This is a genomic window from Mesorhizobium sp. 2RAF45 (genome assembly GCF_052115225.1).
Lineage (GTDB): Bacteria > Pseudomonadota > Alphaproteobacteria > Rhizobiales > Rhizobiaceae > Mesorhizobium > Mesorhizobium jarvisii.
In genome coordinates this window covers 731,352-749,065 of sequence record NZ_JBFRGG010000002.1, presented here as the reverse complement: position 1 = coordinate 749,065, position 17,714 = coordinate 731,352, and the positions used below count along the sequence as shown (strand labels likewise).

The following is a 17,714-nucleotide window of genomic DNA, read 5'->3' as shown; positions in this document are numbered from 1 at the left end:
AACCCGCCTAACTGGAGCGACATGAGCCTTAGGTCCCGTGCGCTAGGCTGCGCTTTAGCGATGCTCAGCTGGAGTACTATGTCGCGGGTTGCCCAAAGCTCTGGTCACGTACGAGCTCGCAGACCTTTTTGACGTCCTCGCCTACCACCAAGCCCGAAGTACGATACTCGGTCAACACTCCTGCGACTTTCACGCGCCCTCTCCAAAGGTCTGCAGTGTCGAGCATTGGGCTACCGGACAAGCCCTTTGGGACAGGTTTCATTATCCGCAATCCGCTCTGAGCGTCGATCCCCTTGCGAATATTGTACGGGTACTCAATATAGCCGGGACGCCGATCTTTCGGGTTGGTCAACGTAATAAAGTACGGTGTTGGTTTGAGCTCCCCCGTTGACGCAGTGCGATTGAAGTCCTTTGAAAGGAAGCCAAACAAACTCGCTACGTGCGGAATTCCACCGGAGTGATCTAACGCTGATTGTGGGAGGCACCTGCTTTGAGGAATGCCATCCACAAAGAATGCAGCAATGTCGAATTCCGGCACTGACATGATGACGCCCGACCGAACAGCAGCGATGCGCTGCAAACGCCCCCCCAAAAAAATGCTTTTCACTTCCGGGCTTTCATCGTCGTTGTGGCCGAACAAGCAATGGCGCGCAGTCACGACAAGGGGCCTTCGTGTCCAAGATACGATAAACGCCGTTCCAATCTGCTTTACCTTGTAGTCACCTACATAGCTGTCCTCGTAGATTGATAGCAGAGATGATTGCACTAGCCTCTCGGCGTTCGATATGGCGCGATTGATAATTGGATAGAGATGACGATTTGACTGCATGGTTATTATCGGCCCGGGTTTCCGTCCTGAGGCTATCACAAAATCCACGCTAACCCTCAAATCAGCACGGCATCGAGGATCAAGCGCTCAAAAGTAACACCGCAACTGGTCCGTCTTTTTTCGCGTGCCGATTTTGTTGGAATGTATCGTGCTGGTCTGCCATGCCTAATGGTGGGAAACAGGTTGTGGTCCTCCCTCGAAACCGGGAGACCCAAGATGTTCCAACCTCTGCCGCTGCTTGACCCCGCCGATCCAATTTTCCGAGTGCTGACGTCGGACTACAAAGGCCCAGCTCCCGAGCCCCTGCACGCGTCGCCATGGGTCGCTATGTCTGCGATGCAGAAGGGCATTCGTCGGGGTAATGTCGATCTGGCTACCCGAGCCGTCGCGACCCTGTTGAAGTTCGATCCGGCAAAGCTATGGCGCAGGATCGCGGGGATAGTGGTCGAGGACATCGGCCTGGCCGACCTTGAATGCGTCAAGCTGGTCATGGCCGCAACGGCTGGCAGGACCTTCCGTCGTGACTTTGGCGGGGAGCACAGAGTAGCCAGTCTAGTTGTCGCCCGGATGTGTGCCGCCCCAAAGTGCAGAGCCGCCGACGATCTCCTGATAGCCGTCTCCCATCGCCACGAGCTTGAAGCCCTACGGGGCGACATGGCGCGCGAAACTCTCCCTGAGCATCTGTCCCGCGTCGAAGGCCGTGGTGCCCTCCTGGGGGCTTCCCTGGCCGCGCTACACGCCTCCGGCACACGATGGAATGGACAGGTCGCGGGAGCCGCCGCCAACCCCAAGGCACTGTTCGCCGCTATGCGGTCCGCTGGCATCGACCACGACATTGTCATGCTGGCCGAGCAGGGTTGGAAGCGGACGCGGGAGGCATTGCCTATTCTGCTGCCCCTCGTCAGTCGCGCCCGTCCTGCCGGGGTACTTCCCGTCGCCGATGATGAGTTTCCGTCGGTCATGATTGCTCGGAACGGGGTGCCTACCTATTGCCTTGACGGGTTCAGCTACGAGGGCAAGGCGGCACTGGGGCGGTTCCTTCGCCGGGATACCGTAAGCACCCGCTGGCTTCGCAAGCACGTCACCGCCGAGCGCCGTGTGGCGGTTTTGCATGGCGCGATCTTTCGTATCGAAGGCGGACCGGTTCGACAGCGTGTCCAATGGCCATGCGCCGCCACGCTACGGCGGCTGGCCGACCATGGCTACCACGGCATGAAGCTACCCGATCCCGCTGCCTTTCTCGACATGGTTCGAGGTGAACTCCCCACGCTGGACGAGGAACGCGCCGATGTTCGCTGAGCGTCTCACTGATACTGGAAACCTGACACGCGTCTCGATGGGCTACGACGCGTTGGCGGATGTGCTGCCTGCCGATGTGCAGCGCCTCGTCACCGCCTCGCTGGCTGATGCGAGCAAGAGAGCCTACCGGCTGGACATTGCCCATTTCGAGGCAACCGGTAGGCGGTTCCCCGCGACCCCGGAAGCGGTCGCGGCGTACCTGGCGGAGGGTGCACAGACCTATGCTGTGGCGACCTTACAGCGGCGGCTGGCCTCAATCAGCAAAGCCCATCGAGCCATCAATGCCGATGACCCGACCAAAAGCGAGTTGGTGCGCGCAACATTGCGCGGCGTGCGCCGAACCCTTGGGGTTAAGCAACGGCAGGCGCAGGCCCTTCTCCGCGATGACCTGTTCGCCATCCTCGACCGGCTCGGAGACCGCACGAAGGATGTCAGGGACCGCGCCATGCTGTTATTGGGTTGGGCCTGTGCCCTGCGCCGCTCCGAATTGGTCGCCCTGGATGCGGGGGATATCTCGTTCACTGGCCAAGGCGCGTTGGTAACGATCCGCAAGAGCAAGACCGACCAAGAGGGGGCGGGACGCGAAATTGCTATGCCGTTCGGGCGCACCCGGCACTGCCCTATTGCCGCTGTGAAACGCTGGCTGGAGATCGCGAGGATCGAGGCCGGGCCGATCTTCCTAGGCATGGACAAGCACGGCCACATCATTCCCGAGCGCATTTCCGGCGAGGCCGTCAGTGATGTCGTCAAGGTCCGCGTCAGCTCGGCAGGTTATGATCCTGCCGTCTTCTCCGCTCACTCCCTGCGCAGCGGCTTCGCAACCTCCGCAGCGATGGCGGGCGCTACAAGCTATAAGATCAGGCAGGTGACTGGGCACCGGAGCGAGGCCGGTCTCGCGCCTTATCTACGCACCGTCGATTTATTCGATGACATCGCAACGGCAAGGGTCCTATAGACCAGGTAGGCACCTAACCTTGGCTGATCGGCAGTCCTGAGCGCATGGCTTACGATGATGGAATGACTTACAAAGACGTCGCAGCGGCACTCCGCGAGTTTCCGAGCTTTTACCCTAATGCGACGTCGATTGCAGAGTTTCGCCCAAACTCACTTACGATCCATTTCCACTACCTAGACCGCGAGGGCTATGCAGAAATTCGATCAAGGAAGCCAACCCCAGCGGATCGGCCAAAGGTTGAGGTCGTCGCTCACGAACTGACACATTGGTCAGATCAAATTAGTTCGCTTTGGGGGCAGCAATACATAACTACGGCATTCGATGCCTACCACGCAGCGAATGCAAACCAGGAAGAGCTATTTAAGAGCGTCGTCACGTTACAGGACGAGCAGCGACGCATCTTGTTCCCCCTTTACTACCATGTGGTCGCTAGTGCACCGCGTCCGCACAGCCACAAGATGCCGTGGCGGATCGAATTTACTGCAGGTCAGGAGTTCGACGCGTATGGGGCAATTGATGAAGCTCGCCCGATCTTTTTTGTGGTCTTTTCAGACAGCGCAGATGGAAGTCGAGTGGCTCGGCAACCAATCACTATTGGGTCGCTCCTCGAAACGACGGCGACGTGGGCAGAGTTGATGGCTGGCATGTCGCTCATTAACAGCTTGGGCGATGAAGAAGCGGTCGTTGAACGCGCCCTGTGGAGGAACGAGCGACTTGCTGCTCTCTATCAGTCGGATTTAACGGTATATACCGCTCCGGTTCATATGCTGGCGAAATTTTCCGGGGTTGGAGACTTCATTTGGGCTTACGAGCGGGGCGCTATTCTGGCCAACGTAGTGCTCAACATGACGAAGCAACATTTTGAAAGTCTACGACACCCAGATGCGTTTGCCCCATTCGGGCTTCGTCGCGATGCTTTCCTTAAGGCCCACAACAGAGGATACGCTTTCGCCGCGTTAGCACGGCATGCAGCGGAGGTTGATGCTAAGAAGGGAAGCTTGGCCTGGCTACTGGAAGTACTCAACCGAGCAGGTTTGCCGGACTGGCCCGCGATGCTACACGCGGCTTATAACGAGCTTGAGACCCTGGGGCGCAATCTCCCGGTGAGAACAGCTCATGATGGAGTTCGTGACTATCTGCTCGAAGTTGGTCGCAAACGTTTTTTGGACCGTAGCGGTGCCCTCCGTGGTGATGAGCCGTTTGACCCCATTAGGATGGACGCCGGACCTCATCCGCCCATGTTCGACAGCAACGGCAACCTCTTTCAGATCGGACAGCAGAGCCTAGACCCCAGACGCTATGATCCAGAGGCCATGCATCTTGCCGAACTGCGCCTAAGCGGGTTTACCCGAAACTTTCTCCAATCATGCCGAGGAGTTAGTTAGGAGGCGAGCATCAACCGGGATAACTTCAATTAACTAGAGCCAAGAGCGGGCACCGAAAGCGAGATAGACTAGCGGATTTTGGAAGCCCCTAGCGATGCCCGTGTCACGACAGGAGCGAGTAGCTAGGGAGTATTTTGGATTTTTGTCCTTGGCCCAACGATGGGCAGTTATAGCCCGCGCTGGTTTGATTGAGACGCAAACCATGCTCGCTCGCTATATCCGCGACAAGGAGCGGTTCTTTGCCGTCTCCGAGCACGTTGCGCCTATTGGCGATTGGATAATCCCTTAAGGTCCAAAGAAATTTTAATGCCCTCTTCAAAGAGGCATTGAGCGAAAGCGTCGGTGTTTTGCTGTCCTACTTTCTGCTCGCATACGTCGGGAATATGAGCAGTTGCAGGGTCTTCTCTGTCCATTTCTGCCTTTCGGCAGTTGGCATATCGCTGCCCCCCGAAGCTGCCATTGGCAGCCAATGCGTTTGCGTCATAGTAGCCAACGCAAATCTGATGCAGGCGCTTGTCTTGTTGATCGATTTCAGTGTTTAGACGATCTAGCTCAGCTTGTCGGCGTTGCATCATGACCCTGTCGTTATGATACTGGTTCCATCGGTCGAGAGCCGCACTCGCCCCAAAATACACAGCAACACCAACAGCCGGGATTAGGATAAAAATACAGATAAAGACCACTACGCCGGGCTTCGTTCTGACGAATTTCCGAACTGCGAGCTTAGTGAGCAGCCAAGTTTCTTGCGCCCAGCGAGAATAGACCTCGCGCAGCTTTTGTTCATCCTCGCTCATCGGCATTCCCCACTTAGAAAATTAATCTCCCGCTGTTGCCACGCGGAGTGCCCAAGAAGACCAGCCATATGCCAGCCTTGGAGACGGGCCGCACTTGCCGTCTTAGACGTTGGGCCTCTCCACGAGTTTTTCGACTAGTCGTCTGAGTTCAGATGGTGTTGTGTGACCGCCGACGATCTCATGGTAACTGATGCCAGCCCGTCGCAGTGCCTCCTTTTTGACCGCATCACGTGCTGCTGCTGTGCCTTGGTGATGCCCATGACCTTGGTATTCGAGTGCATGTCGCGGCAGACAGTTCTCGTCCACCAAAAGAAGGTCCACCCGTTTCGAGTTGATGCAGCTGTAGGCGTCGGCGTTGGCGCTACGCAGAATTTCGCCCAGTGACACTTGGGCCATCACCTGCCATCCCGGATTGCAGCCGATCACCATGCGATCAAGTTCCTTGAAGACGCGCACTTCGCTCTTGTTGAGGAGCGGTTGAACAGTGAAGTTCGCACCCATGACAATCCGCAACTGGTCAGCAGGATCAGTTAGTCTCGGTGGCGCGGAAACAGGCTTCGGGGTAACCCACAGGCCGCTAAGGATGTCGTCCCCACTGCGCTCTCTCGCCCAGCGCAAGCGGTTCCTTTCCCTCCATGCCTGCCTCCGCTTCCTCGATAGGAAACGCTCCATGCCCATCCCAGCGAGGACGCCAGCCAGCAGGACGCAAAAGAGTGGAAAGATTTGCTGCGCTTGCTCACCAAGCTCTGGGGGCATACAGGAAGATACCTCATTGGCATCGGACCTCGACTATAACAGTAAAGGGGCCGACCGTCAGCAATGCCAATGGGGTAGCACTTTGATCTGCTTTCGACGGGCCGATTGGCGGATTTTGGAAGCCTCTTGCGATGCCGTCATTAGTCTCGTGGCCAGTAGCCATAGGGAGTGGTGGAATTTGTCCTTAGCCCAAGGATGAGCAGTACAGCCTGCAAGCCCACAGCACACGCGACGGCGATATGTTCACTCTAGTGCACCGGGCGGCTCTTTTAGGAAGCAGGGAGGTTCTTCGTCATCGCGGGCCGGGTCATACGAAAGGCCGTCGGCTCATGTAGCCATTCATCGATGTCCCACCCAAGCAGCCACTCAACCGTGCCACCGGACCCGGAATAGTCACCGTCCTTCTCGGACAGTCGGATGCTCGACACAATTATAAGGGCTGTCTTTCCCTTCTCTGTCCGATGAAGCTTGACTTCATTAGCAGTCATCAGAATGCCGTCAGCGCGATCACTTGTGGTGCCTTTGACCTCAACCTTTATTCGTGTCGTGCTCAACGTGGCTTCGAAGTCGAAAGGGCTTGAGGCCGACGTGTCTCGAACTCCATATCCATTGGAGCGTAAGAACTGCGAAGCTACGTCCATCGCTCGTTTCTCAACGGCCCTCCTAGCTGGTGCCGGCAGGCCATATCCCTGTCTACCTGACGTCCGATTTAAGGGGTGCAGAGCGGAAGCAATTTCTAGCTCACGTTGATCGGCATCGGTGAGATCGCGTCCGATAGCTTGGGCTGCGTAGATAGGCCGGAGACGTCGTGCGGCCTGATCGAATAGTTCGCCAAAGTCAGTGACGCGGATGTCGGAGTATGCAACGCGATGGGACATGGCTGTAGCGCGCTGGAATGAAATCGGCAGCGCGCGTTTGGCGCCAAAATCGGCGAGATGGTCAAACGGCACCAAGGTTCCAAATTCCTCGATGACAACTCGCCGTGCCCAATCAGTTTGTGCGTCGAGTTCGTGATCAGGGAGCGGGACCGAGCTTCCCTTGTGGAAGCGGGACGAACCGCACCCGACTGTTACGTGCACGGCAGACCCATCGGTTGAGAAATGCGTCACGCAGTAGAAGCCCTCTGTTGGGTTCGGCGACATGTCGCGAGAGCAGAACCTTACCCAAGGAAGCTCCGTCTTCCGCCCAATCCCATCTGAGGCTTCTACTAGAACGTCACCGCCAAAAGAACCCAAAGCCGTAGCCAACCGAGGACGAAGCCCAGCAAGTTCCGTCTTGAGATTGCGCCTGACCAACCGACCCCGTTCCTGCATAGCAGGCGTATTTTCAGCTGAGTACTGAGGTTGAAGTTCACAGATGCGCTCCAATATGTCGTGCACAGCTTCTCCCTTCGCTTGTGCTTGCCCCGACCATAGGCTTATCGTCTAACGTATGAAACAGCCTAGGATCACCGATCCTCCAACATTGATACAGCCTCCTTCTTTCGTGCTCGACGGCACTCAGGTTCGAGCAAGGTTGCTGGCGATACTTGCGTATGAAGTTTTCAGCCGATGCTTCCACATTCGGCAAAACACCGGGGAAGTAAATGCCGAAGGTTGGTAGGACGCTGGAGTATCGCCGGGTCAGATGGTTGGCGGCAGGTCATAGCCTCGAGCAGTTCCTACGGCAGGCTTGGGGTCATTTTCCGACACAGCATCAGCGCACCGTCGTGAAAGCCGATGGTTCCTCCGTCTGTGGTCTTCGATCAAGACAATACGACGCTGACGGTTTTGCAATCCAATGCGCGCGCTACACCGCAAATCAGTCGATTGGCGTTCTGTCCATGGTTCCAGCGCCCGACGCCGAAGTCGGTGAGCGCCCGCCAGACGCTGACGAGAACTTTTTGAACGCCGATTTCATGGCACTCGTGCGCGGCAATCACGTCATTGTAATGAACGCAGGGAGAAACGCAGCTGCGCTCGGCAACTACCTCAGAGGGCTGTTCAACAGCGCCGGTTTGCCGAACCACACCACGCAGTTCGAGCTGTCGCGGGTCGGAGACTTAGACAAGTTGGCGATGATTGAAAACATCGGCGTCAAGGCCGTGGCGCTTCGCGTGGACATTGCAGAGGCATCTGCCGTAGAATTGATCGACGGTGCTGGCCCTGACACCATCTGGAACCGAGCAAAACGAGCTGCGGCTTCGACATTAGGGGCTCTTATCGCGCAGGACGATCAGCTTGCTCGGATAAGGGAAGCTGAGGCCGGGACGGTTACAGTTTCGATCAATATAAAAAAGGGCGATCTGCTCGCAGCAAAGACGGGCCTCGACCATCTGGGCTATGAGGTTGCCGAGGATGAGGAAGCGGACGACTTTCTGATCCAACTGAGGGACGGCCAAAGCATCAGCCCTGACGAGGTGGCCGTAAGAAAGCGGGTCAGCGTTGACGCCATAGCCAATTCGGTCAGCGCTGACGAAGCATGGACGAAGATGCGGCAGTATATGCAGGAGTTGGCAGCGAACGGTCAACTGGAGGCTTGAGGTGCAACTTCGGCGTGATGGGCCCGGTATAGACTGGGGCAKGACGATCAAGATTGTTCTGGCGTTGCTGACATCTGGGTTGGTGGGTTACCTTTTCGGGCCTTCCATCGCGAACAACGCAGATGCCGTAAACACGGTCGTCACGATCTTTTCAATCCTTGCAGGGTTCTTGATCGCCGTCATCACTTTCATTGCTGAGCCTACATTGCAGCAGGCCAAAGATTGGCAGGAGTTGCAGTTGATGAAAGCGACCATCCAAAGGCAGCTGTTCCGTCAGAAAGTTCTTTTTTTCCTCTATCTCGTCACGCTTGGAACAGCCCTTGCGATGTTCCTAGTTCCCAGTTCCAGCACCGAAGTACTTTGGTGGCTGCGGACGGGTTTCCTGAGCCTCGCCACGTTTGTCTTATTAGCTTCGTTCACGCTTCCCGGCTCACTAATGAAAATACAGATGGAGCGGTACGAGGCCGCTCTCGAAAGCACAAAGCCTCAGGTGGTGAAGGACGCGAAGGCGTCGTTGGACAAGGGCCAAAAGATACGATCCTAGCGTGGGCTACGGATTTCAACGCACATCTTTGACCCTTGGGCTGCCGCTTCCTATCGACCGCACAGGATGCGGCCTACCAAGTGTATTCATCTACCCTGTGCTCGCTGGCTGGCAAAGGTTGGTAGCATTTGGGAAATCCCGTGAAACCAGTTGCAGATAGAAGGCGCGCATCGGAGCCCTCTAAAGAATATTGTTTTGGTTCGAGGTGGTCCCGTTTCATTGCTGAATATCGCTCGCCGCCGCTGCGCTCTCACCGATCAGCTCTCCAAAATCAACAATGGTGATCGTTTCACTGTAACCGCCGGCTACCTTCGGCGTCTTGATCACGCTCTGCTGAGCGATGGCCCCCACGAGCTTGTGCAGGTCGGACAAATTCACGGCATACTTATTGCAAAGCTGTGCCAGCCGCTGCACGGCAGCTACCACCATTTCAGAATAAAAATTAGATGCGCTGAACGCCATCACCCACGAAAGGCGATAGATGTAGTAGTCGCCAATCGCTTCGATTAGGGGTTCGGGTGACGCCTTTTTCTTGTGGATGCGCGCGAGCCGGCGCTCGCGCTTTTTTATCTGGTCCGTGAACTTCCAACGATTTTGGAAGCTAGGGCCTATCGACAATTTCCCGCCGGGGATGATCCAAAGAAGGTATCCGAGGAAACTTAGGTTTGCGTCTTGGAGAGTTTCCTCGGACACTTCGAAAACAAAATCGCCAGCCGCGCTCTCAGCGAATGCGAGAAGCAAGGCATTCTTCGCTGGCTCAAGATCGCTTGCCTTCTTTGCCATGATGAGGATGTCATCCACGAACATGACTAGAGCCACTCCAGTCGGCATTGAAATGTCGAGCTGTGATATGACGTAGTCGGCGATGATGTTGGAGCACAGCGCACCTTGCGGCAACGCGGACTGGCCGGGGATGGGATGTGGTGGTGGAGTAGAAGCACACCCGGTTACACACAGTAGGTCCGCTGGACCTTTCTTTTCTCCTTTCTTGGGCTTGAGTTGGAGATTGTCCGGCATCGCCACATTCGCGACAACGGCTTCGGGAAGCGGAAGGATTTTAGCAACTCCCTCCCGCGAAAAGCTGCCGAAGAAATTTTTGCAGTCGAGTTTTGACACGTGAACGTACCCGTCGAGGATCTTGGATCGAACGAGCGAAATAGCCGCCGCCTGCCCAAAGCGCTGAACGCCAAATTGAAAGGGTTTGCGGTTCCATTTTGCGCTCAAAACACGCTTCACCATCAGCTGGGCCGCGCGGTTCATAGGACCGAAATCGAGGAGCCTGCGGCTCCCTTTGTTCCCGCCTTTCGGCTTGTCCCAGAACTCAACGACTTCCAAGATCGGTGAAAACAGCGAAAGCGCTTTTGCAAGTGTTCTGTACGCTGAGATCGGTTGGCGCACGGGCCAAGGCCGGCTCATAGCCTGATCGACCATCGCCACGAATTTGCACGATTGCGAGCTGAGGTATTCTTTCGTCCGTATAGCAAGCTCCAATGGAGTTTTGGCCTTCGTCAGCCGACCGTAGAGCTTGCGTTCCTTTTTCAGGCACGTCGCATATTCAGCTAGGGCATCTTCCTCGAACATCTTGCCGAAATGGGAAACCGGAAATTCAGCCTGACCGCAAAGAACGCTTTCCATCTGTTATGCCTTGGAACAAAACGCTTGCAGGTCTGACAGTGGATAGAAGACTTTCCCCCCGAGCTTCTCGGAAGCTGGTCCACGACCGAGAGAACGCCAGCGGTTTAGCGTAGATACGCTTACGCCTAGCCACTGGGCGGCTTGCGGAACTGTTAGCAGGGGGTTGGCTTGCAGTTCGGCTTTGCGTGCCGCGACTTTTTGCTCAGCCGCAATAAAATTCGCACTCAACTTTCTTATCGGCATCTTTGTGCTCCAATTGCCTGTGCGCAGTGCGCACGTTCAAACGAAACACGATGATGCGGATGAACTACCGCTCCGATTTATGGCTCGATCAAAGTGTGGTCCCAGCATGTTGAGATAGGACGCCAAAGTCAATCGGAGACAATCAGCCTATCTCAAGATGCGTCAAAATGGTCAAATTTTCAGGCGCTTAGACCTGTGGATAAGTTGTCGCACAGAATTTTTTGAAGTCGGTTTCAATCGTTTTGCCAAATGCTATCGTTGGCGTTGGCTTTGGAAACAGTTCCCGTTGTGGGTCACAGAAAACGGCTGGTTCATCATTGCCCAGAGCACGGCGGATTTTCGAAGCTTCTGGCAATACCGTCGGAAAGGCAGAGGCGAGTAGCCAACGTCATCACCGAAATTTTGTCCCTGCTCACTTTAGAAGGCATTGGGCTTGAGGATCGCGGGCACCGGCCTATTGTCTTCGCATGCCCGACCATGTTTCCCCAGAGCGCCGCTCCTACATCATGTCGCAGGTCGGCACGCGAAACACGAAGCCCGAGTTGATGGTTAGACAGGCGCTTCATCGCCTCGGATATAGGTTCCGCCTGCACCGACGCGACCTTCCCGGATCACCCGACCTCGTTTTTCCCGCACGGCGCAAGGTCATCTTTGTGCACGGCTGTTTTTGGCATGGCCATAATTGTCGATGGGGGCATTTGCCAAAAAGTCGGCCCGACTACTGGCAGCCAAAGATCGAGGCCAACCGAGAACGCGATCTGAGAAATCTGGCTGCGCTGGGCGAAGCTGGATGGCTATCGCATGTAATTTGGCAGTGCGCGTTGCGAGACCCTGATACCTCGTTGGAAAAGGCTGTCGCATTCCTTGACGGTTACGGCTCGGTAGGCGAGGGTCGGGAAACTGATTTGGCTACGACGTAGTTGGAAGGTCTTTCGAATGCGCCCGATAGGTATTGACCTGTTTGCAGGGGCCGGAGGCATGAGCCTCGGGTTCGAACAGGCAGGTTTCGATGTGGTTGCCGCTGTCGAGATCGACCCCATCCATGCAGCGATCCACAAGTTCAACTTCCCCCATTGTACCGTCATTCCCCAGTCCGTCACAGACCTCACTGGAGCAGAAATTCGACGACTATCGGGCATTGGGAACCGAGAGGTTGAAGTCGTGTTCGGCGGCGCGCCGTGTCAGGGATTTTCGATGATCGGGCAGCGCGCCCTTGACGATCCTCGAAATTCGCTGGTGCGGGATTTCGTCCGAATTGTCGATGAATTGGACGCAAAATGTTTTGTTTTCGAGAATGTTAAGGGGCTGACGGTCGGACGTCATCGAAAGTTCCTTTCAGAACTCATCGAGGCATTCGAGACATGCGGCTACACGGTCCGTAAAGAATGGCAGGTCTTGAACGCCACGCACTACGGTGTTCCGCAAGATCGTCAGCGTTTCATCTTGATGGGAGCGCGCGGCGATGGTCATTTGCCCGAGTACCCTGCTCCGATTTCTCATGCCGCGGGAACCACAAACTGCGGCAGCAACATTGGTCCGTCATGTTATGATGCGCTGGCTGATCTCCCGGACGCCGAACGCTTTTCATCTTTACTGGCTAACGACGAGGTAAAGGTCAGCAATTGGGGCAAACCAAGCCAATACGCACGGGGGCTTCGTTGCATTGGAAATGACGCATGGCACTTCGGACACCCCCGAATTTGGGACCCGAAAGTTCTGACCTCAAGCATGCGTACTGATCACACCGAGATTTCCCGACGCCGATTTGCGAAAACTCAGCCCGGAAAAGTGGAGCCAATCTCGCGGTTCTTCAAGCTACCACCCGATGGTGTGTCAAATACGCTTAGAGCGGGCACCGATGCCGCTCGCGGGGCGTTCACTAGTCCGAGGCCGATCCACTTCAAACATCCCCGTTGCATCACGGTGAGGGAAATGGCCCGCCTCCACGGCTTTCCTGACTGGTTCAGGTTCCACGTTACAAAATGGCATGGCGCAAGACAGATTGGAAACGCAGTCCCCCCGCCGATGGCGCGAGCGATTGCTGGAGAGATTATATCCGCAATTGGTGTGGAGCCGACAAGACCAACAATGCCCATCGAACTCGGTGACGCCGCGCTATTGCGCATGGATATGTCCCAAGCCGCCGAGTTCTGGAACATAGGCAATCCTATCGGTCGCAGGGATCGCAAGAGCGGCGCGACGAAGCGGAAGCAGCACGAAATCGAGGCCACGCAGGTGGGCTAGATGCCCTTAACTGGCGGTTTCAGTTCGTAGATCGCGTGGCTGGCCAACGTCAGGTCGGACATCTTCGCAGCGTCGGCTCGTTTCACAGCCTCGAATTCGGTCACATAGAAGCCAGTATTCTTGATAGCTTTTAGGCCAATGGGAATGACAATCTGGACATCTGTAGCGCCGAACGCAGCCTGAACCTGATTGACAATCTGCTGCGGAATGAACGGGTCCCGGTAGTGTTTCGCCTCACAGGTAACGATCACGTGGGTCGGGCCTTCGTCAGTGTCCATCAATCCAAAGAACAGCGCGTCGATCTCAGTCTGGCGCAACTTGATCGACATTTGGAGGTGCGAAAGCTCTAAAATCGGCAACGCCGATCCCACTGCAAAATGGGTTTCCACCACGCGGAGATTTACGGCTGTTTGAATGAGCCACGCTTCGTCCGACCGCCCCAACATCTTCGTCACCAACGGGAGACTGATCGACTGAACGGGATAACGGGGGGCAGTGTCGGTGAGCTTGAAGGCATCGGGGAAGGGTTCACTCTGTCCTGCGAGATAGGGGATGAACTCAAAGACATCGCCTGAGCCTGTGCGTTGGACAGCGGTGTATCTCATCTTGGCAACTGCCTCAGGCCAGTTCGCGGAGGCGTTGACCCCCCGCATCAGGTCCTTCATGAAATTCGCCGGGTTCTTGGCGCTCAAGTTGGAGCCATAGCTCTTGTTACAGTCTCGGATCGCATCGGCCACATCGTCGAGGCTCATCAGACTTTGCTGGAGCGTCTGGCTTTGTTCATCCCAGTGCTTGAAGAACAGGTGTTCGATCACCTTTGTCTTCTGCGATCCAACCCCGATTTTCCGCTTCGCCATGCGCCCCCCACCTCCAACGTCAGATAGATACCGGAGAATATCGAGTTCGGGAACATGCATGGTCGTGCGAAATGCGGTGATCCCCCTGCGCCGAGGAACCTTGTTGTCGCCTGTGACATCAAAGTGGTACATCCGTTGTCAACAGCAGCAGGAGTTCTCAGCCTAAGGCATTGAAAATCCCTCTCTGGCAAAAGTGGGAACTTCTCCCGCTCTCTCCGCCAACTTCTAGCGAGGACGGCGTATCGCGCGTACGGCAACCACTACAAACGCATCTACTGAAAAGGTCTGAATGGTCTTGGTGCATTCCTCGCGTATCTGATGGACTGAATACTGATGGCCCACCGTCGCGCGGAAGGCTCCTAAAGCCACAAAAAACGAGGGGCTGGGGTGTCCGTGCCCCCCTCGACAAACGTCGACTGCGTCAGCCTGGCTCACAAGCCTTAAGGAGCCGCAACCCGAACTCGGTCACATCGTAGCTCAAATCGACCGGGGTCGTGTCGGGTGTTTCCAGAAGTTGGCTATCGTCGGCTCTCCCACTTTGTCCATCAATCGCCCAAGACAGATCCCCGAGAGCATCCAGTACCTTGGGTTCGCTGACTATCTCCAGCCGCCCGTCAATAGCATATGCTTGTTCGGTAAGCTTTCTGTCCGAGTAGGATGGAGCGGGAACGTATAAGCACCGCTCTCTGACAAGATTCGCTAGGGCGATTTCAAGCCGCCTTGAGGGCCTATAGACGCAGTTTTTACTCTAAATTTCTCTATGTCACCTTGAAGCAGTTTTTGGGCATCTTCACGCATTCCAATAGTCATGGGAGGTCCCCATTTACTAGAGGACACGACCTGTTTTATGACGCGGGCGCGCGCAGATTTAAAGCTATGAATCAGCATTAGGACGTGTGCCTCAACGCCGCTTATAACGCGCAAAACCGCTACGAAAGCCGGATCGATTGTCACGCCGGTTTGCTCATCCATTGCGTTGGCAAGAAGTGCTGCCCACATCTCCTTGAGTAAAGGGTCATCTTGCTTCGACCCCTCCTCAAACATGGCGTAGGCTTCACCCATTGGCAGCGCCTTCGCTTTATCAAGCGCCACTCCTTTCGACTTCAACATATCGGCCGTGCGCGCCAAAAGAGCGATCAGGTTTCGCTTTCGCCATTCCTTGATCGCGTCGCCGATAAGTCCGCCGAATAGGTCGCTGACCATGTCCATCACGCCACCAGCCGCACGACCGATCACTGCGCCTGCAACCTTCGCTGCTTCCTTCTCTAGCTCGCTCTCAAAAAGCACGATCTTCGTGCCGCCGCCCTTGGCCAACTCTTTGTTCCTCCCGTTCGCAATGGAGTCATTCTATTCAATGACGTAAAGGGAAAATAGTCGCGTTGAGCGTCGAAGGAAGGATGAACTTCGGCACAGAGGTCTGGCATTGTGACATCGCGCTCTGCTATGGCGGTGGTGCAAGATATGCGATTCAATGGCGATGGAGGCAGTCGCAAATCTTGGTAATCGATTAAACTTAGCCTTTATTGCCAACGCGCAAATTGTTGGGGGGAAAAGATGCCTTGGTCAGATGGACTTGCCGTTGGAAGTCCCGCGTATGCTATCGCGTCATCCACCAATGCACGGATCAGGGTAGTTGCTGGGCCGGGTACTGGAAAATCATTTGCGATGAAACGGCGTGTGGCCCGGCTTCTTGAGGAAGCCGTAGAACCCACAACGATTTTGCCGGTCACGTTCACCCGCATTGCCGCAGAAGACCTGCACCGCGAACTAGTGAGCATGGATGTGGCGGGTAGTGCGAACCTGCGCGGTATGACGCTTCACAGCTTGGCGATGCGTATATTGATGCGGGGTCATGTGCTTGGGGCAACTGGACGGATTCCAAGAACCCTAAACGAGTTCGAACTTGAACCCCTTGTCAGCGATTTGATGGCTGTCCATGGGGGTAAGAAGGCAGTTAGAAAACTCAAACAGGCTTACGAGGCGGCATGGTCTCGTTTGCAACACGAACAGCCGGGCCATGTGGTGAACGCGGTAGACGCGGCCTTCCAGACGGACCTCCTGCGGTGGCTCGGATTTCACCGTTGCATGCTGATCGGCGAAGTGATTCCGCAACTCTACCAATATTTGCGGAACAACCCCGCTGCTCAGGAACGGAGCGAGTTCTTGCACATATTGGTCGACGAGTATCAAGACCTAAATAGAGCGGAACAAACGGTCATCGAGCTATTGTCTGACGATGCGCACGTGTGCGTCGTCGGTGACGATGATCAATCCATCTACAGCTTCAAGCATGCGCATCCCGATGGAATACGCGAATGGCTTCTCGCAAACGCAGGCGCGGTCGATGTGGGTCTAGATGATTGTCGGCGCTGCCCCACTCGCGTCGTGCAGATGGCCAACAGTCTCATAGCAAACAATCAGATTCGACCGGTGCCGCGCACCCTTGTACCCATGCAGGCGAATGGAGCGGGAGATGTCAGAATCATTCAATATCCGGGGTTGTCTAACGAGGTGAATGGCGTTGCGAACATCATCGCAGAGATGGTCGCAAATGGGACGCCTCCTGGCGATATATTGGTGCTTGCGCAGAGAGGAGTGATCGGTACTCCGATCTATGAGGCGCTTGTGGCCCGTGAGATACCGGTGCGATCTTACTATGCCGAGGCAGAGCTTGACGCACCCGATGCCCGACGTGCGTTTGCGATTCTCAAGTTGTTTGTTACCCGCGACGACCGCGTGGCGCTTCGCTGGCTCGTGGGAATTGATGGTCCGAATTGGCATGCAGCAGGTTACAAGCGCGTCCGAGATCACTGCGAGCAATCTGGGCAAACTCCATGGCAGGCCCTTACTGAGTTAGCCGCTGGCAATCTGGCTCTGCCCCACACGGGTGGCATTGTTGCCGCATACAACAGTCTAGTGGGGGAACTCAACGCTCTGGACGTCCTCCCCGATCTTGCATCGGTAGTAGATGCTCTATTTCCAAATGGGCAAGAATCCACCCGCGACGTACGGCAACTGTCGATCAACATTCTCGCGACTATGGACGAGGAGGATGAAGACGAGGGCGACTACGATCGCGAAGAATTTCTCGCGCGGCTCCAAGAGGCAATCAACCAGCCGGACATTCCATCGGAAGTTCACGAAGTGCGAATTATGAGCCTACACAAGAGCAAAGGCCTAAGTGCACCAGTCACCATCATATCTGGGTGCGTGCAAGGGTTACTCCCTAAGCGACCTGACGCTAACATTCCGGACGCCCAACAGGCGCAGGAAATGGAAGAGCAGCGCCGACTCTTCTATGTCGGCATTACGCGTGTGAAGGCGGCACCAGAGGTCGGCAAACCCGGAACCTTGATCCTAACATATTCACAAAGCATGCCTGTAGCATCCGCGCTTGCTGCGGGAATTACTCCCGCTCAAATGCAGTATGGGGTTGCAACCTTGCATGCTAGTCAGTTTATAGGCGAGTTAGGCCCGGCAGCGCCTCATCCAATTGCGGGATAGGCAATAAATGGAAGCGTCCGCCGTCTGGCTTTTTGCTCTGGTTTTTGCTCTGCTTCTTGCTCGCTGTCGCGATCTAACACATTGAAATTGCTGTAGCAAATAATTGTACTGTCGGACGCTCTCTCCGCCAGCGTTCCAATCGCTGATT

General features: G+C 55.7%; 16 protein-coding genes and 1 pseudogene. 8 read left to right on the top strand and 9 right to left on the bottom strand.

Annotated features, from left to right (window positions below; all coding sequences use genetic code 11):
• Nucleotides 1-76: 76 nt before the first annotated feature.
• On the bottom strand, nucleotides 77-829 hold the full coding sequence (locus AB4Z43_RS08465; RefSeq protein WP_441936896.1) for a hypothetical protein: 753 nt from the start codon (nucleotides 827-829) through the stop codon (nucleotides 77-79).
• Nucleotides 830-1,045: 216 nt separating this feature from the next.
• Between AB4Z43_RS08465 and AB4Z43_RS08460 the strand changes: the two genes are divergently transcribed.
• The 3 genes from AB4Z43_RS08460 (at nucleotide 1,046) to AB4Z43_RS08450 (ending at nucleotide 4,468) form a co-directional block, all read left to right on the top strand.
• Nucleotides 1,046-2,128, top strand: coding sequence for a hypothetical protein (locus AB4Z43_RS08460; RefSeq protein WP_441936894.1), 1,083 nt, complete (start codon nucleotides 1,046-1,048; stop codon nucleotides 2,126-2,128).
• Nucleotides 2,118-3,083: a site-specific integrase gene (locus AB4Z43_RS08455; protein ID WP_441936892.1), complete on the top strand. Its 966-nt coding sequence runs from the start codon at nucleotides 2,118-2,120 to the stop codon at nucleotides 3,081-3,083. The genes AB4Z43_RS08460 and AB4Z43_RS08455 overlap by 11 nt, the downstream gene beginning before the upstream one ends.
• Nucleotides 3,084-3,145: 62 nt before the next feature.
• The gene (locus tag AB4Z43_RS08450) at nucleotides 3,146-4,468 is read left to right on the top strand and encodes a hypothetical protein (RefSeq protein WP_441936890.1); all 1,323 of its coding nucleotides are present in this window, start codon (nucleotides 3,146-3,148) and stop codon (nucleotides 4,466-4,468) included.
• A gap of 263 nt (nucleotides 4,469-4,731) precedes the next feature.
• Here AB4Z43_RS08450 and AB4Z43_RS08445 read toward each other — a convergent pair whose 3' ends face one another.
• The 4 genes and pseudogenes from AB4Z43_RS08445 to AB4Z43_RS08430 all read right to left on the bottom strand — a co-directional run.
• The gene (locus tag AB4Z43_RS08445; RefSeq protein ID WP_441936888.1) at nucleotides 4,732-5,262 is read right to left on the bottom strand and encodes a hypothetical protein; all 531 of its coding nucleotides are present in this window, start codon (nucleotides 5,260-5,262) and stop codon (nucleotides 4,732-4,734) included.
• Between the two features lie 102 nt (nucleotides 5,263-5,364).
• Nucleotides 5,365-6,018: a DUF2726 domain-containing protein gene (locus tag AB4Z43_RS08440; RefSeq protein ID WP_441936886.1), complete on the bottom strand. Its 654-nt coding sequence runs from the start codon at nucleotides 6,016-6,018 to the stop codon at nucleotides 5,365-5,367.
• 269 nt (nucleotides 6,019-6,287) lie between these two features.
• On the bottom strand, nucleotides 6,288-6,968 hold the full coding sequence (locus AB4Z43_RS08435) for a protein NO VEIN domain-containing protein (protein ID WP_441937078.1): 681 nt from the start codon (nucleotides 6,966-6,968) through the stop codon (nucleotides 6,288-6,290).
• Nucleotides 6,969-7,007: 39 nt separating this feature from the next.
• Nucleotides 7,008-7,331, bottom strand: a pseudogene (locus AB4Z43_RS08430) (MrcB family domain-containing protein); the annotation flags it as partial.
• Nucleotides 7,332-7,603: 272 nt separating this feature from the next.
• Here AB4Z43_RS08430 and AB4Z43_RS08425 point away from each other — a divergent pair.
• On the top strand, nucleotides 7,604-8,539 hold the full coding sequence (locus tag AB4Z43_RS08425) for a hypothetical protein (protein ID WP_441936884.1): 936 nt from the start codon (nucleotides 7,604-7,606) through the stop codon (nucleotides 8,537-8,539).
• 1 nt (nucleotide 8,540) lies between these two features.
• Entirely contained in the window at nucleotides 8,541-9,083 is a 543-nt protein-coding gene (locus AB4Z43_RS08420; protein ID WP_441936882.1) for a hypothetical protein, read from the top strand.
• Nucleotides 9,084-9,299: 216 nt separating this feature from the next.
• Here AB4Z43_RS08420 and AB4Z43_RS08415 read toward each other — a convergent pair whose 3' ends face one another.
• Together AB4Z43_RS08415 and AB4Z43_RS08410 are read right to left on the bottom strand one after the other, a co-directional pair.
• Nucleotides 9,300-10,718, bottom strand: coding sequence for a reverse transcriptase domain-containing protein (locus tag AB4Z43_RS08415; protein ID WP_441936880.1), 1,419 nt, complete (start codon nucleotides 10,716-10,718; stop codon nucleotides 9,300-9,302).
• A gap of 3 nt (nucleotides 10,719-10,721) precedes the next feature.
• Entirely contained in the window at nucleotides 10,722-10,961 is a 240-nt protein-coding gene (locus AB4Z43_RS08410) for a helix-turn-helix transcriptional regulator (RefSeq protein WP_441936878.1), read from the bottom strand.
• 467 nt (nucleotides 10,962-11,428) lie between these two features.
• Between AB4Z43_RS08410 and AB4Z43_RS08405 the strand changes: the two genes are divergently transcribed.
• Nucleotides 11,429-11,881, top strand: coding sequence for a very short patch repair endonuclease (locus AB4Z43_RS08405; protein ID WP_441936876.1), 453 nt, complete (start codon nucleotides 11,429-11,431; stop codon nucleotides 11,879-11,881).
• A gap of 16 nt (nucleotides 11,882-11,897) precedes the next feature.
• Nucleotides 11,898-13,205: a DNA cytosine methyltransferase gene (locus AB4Z43_RS08400; RefSeq protein WP_441936874.1), complete on the top strand. Its 1,308-nt coding sequence runs from the start codon at nucleotides 11,898-11,900 to the stop codon at nucleotides 13,203-13,205.
• Here the strand turns inward: AB4Z43_RS08400 and AB4Z43_RS08395 are convergent.
• Both AB4Z43_RS08395 and AB4Z43_RS08390 read right to left on the bottom strand, forming a co-directional pair.
• On the bottom strand, nucleotides 13,202-14,062 hold the full coding sequence (locus AB4Z43_RS08395) for a hypothetical protein (protein WP_441936872.1): 861 nt from the start codon (nucleotides 14,060-14,062) through the stop codon (nucleotides 13,202-13,204). The genes AB4Z43_RS08400 and AB4Z43_RS08395 overlap by 4 nt on opposite strands.
• Before the next feature lie 699 nt (nucleotides 14,063-14,761).
• Nucleotides 14,762-15,376: an Abi-alpha family protein gene (locus AB4Z43_RS08390; RefSeq protein ID WP_441936870.1), complete on the bottom strand. Its 615-nt coding sequence runs from the start codon at nucleotides 15,374-15,376 to the stop codon at nucleotides 14,762-14,764.
• A gap of 240 nt (nucleotides 15,377-15,616) precedes the next feature.
• Here AB4Z43_RS08390 and AB4Z43_RS08385 point away from each other — a divergent pair, with 240 nt between their 5' ends.
• A complete protein-coding gene (locus tag AB4Z43_RS08385) occupies nucleotides 15,617-17,566 on the top strand; it encodes a UvrD-helicase domain-containing protein (protein ID WP_441936868.1) in 1,950 nt (649 codons plus the stop codon).
• Nucleotides 17,567-17,714: the final 148 nt, after the last annotated feature.

Coding starts and splice junctions, on each gene's coding strand:
- AB4Z43_RS08465 (WP_441936896.1), bottom strand. CDS start 829: ATGCAGTCAAATCGTCATCTCTATCCAATTATCAATCGCGCCATATCG.
- AB4Z43_RS08460 (WP_441936894.1), top strand. CDS start 1,046: ATGTTCCAACCTCTGCCGCTGCTTGACCCCGCCGATCCAATTTTCCGA.
- AB4Z43_RS08455 (WP_441936892.1), top strand. CDS start 2,118: ATGTTCGCTGAGCGTCTCACTGATACTGGAAACCTGACACGCGTCTCG.
- AB4Z43_RS08450 (WP_441936890.1), top strand. CDS start 3,146: ATGACTTACAAAGACGTCGCAGCGGCACTCCGCGAGTTTCCGAGCTTT.
- AB4Z43_RS08445 (WP_441936888.1), bottom strand. CDS start 5,262: ATGAGCGAGGATGAACAAAAGCTGCGCGAGGTCTATTCTCGCTGGGCG.
- AB4Z43_RS08440 (WP_441936886.1), bottom strand. CDS start 6,018: ATGCCCCCAGAGCTTGGTGAGCAAGCGCAGCAAATCTTTCCACTCTTT.
- AB4Z43_RS08425 (WP_441936884.1), top strand. CDS start 7,604: ATGCCGAAGGTTGGTAGGACGCTGGAGTATCGCCGGGTCAGATGGTTG.
- AB4Z43_RS08415 (WP_441936880.1), bottom strand. CDS start 10,718: ATGGAAAGCGTTCTTTGCGGTCAGGCTGAATTTCCGGTTTCCCATTTC.
- AB4Z43_RS08410 (WP_441936878.1), bottom strand. CDS start 10,961: ATGCCGATAAGAAAGTTGAGTGCGAATTTTATTGCGGCTGAGCAAAAA.
- AB4Z43_RS08405 (WP_441936876.1), top strand. CDS start 11,429: ATGCCCGACCATGTTTCCCCAGAGCGCCGCTCCTACATCATGTCGCAG.
- AB4Z43_RS08400 (WP_441936874.1), top strand. CDS start 11,898: ATGCGCCCGATAGGTATTGACCTGTTTGCAGGGGCCGGAGGCATGAGC.
- AB4Z43_RS08395 (WP_441936872.1), bottom strand. CDS start 14,062: ATGGCGAAGCGGAAAATCGGGGTTGGATCGCAGAAGACAAAGGTGATC.
- AB4Z43_RS08385 (WP_441936868.1), top strand. CDS start 15,617: ATGCCTTGGTCAGATGGACTTGCCGTTGGAAGTCCCGCGTATGCTATC.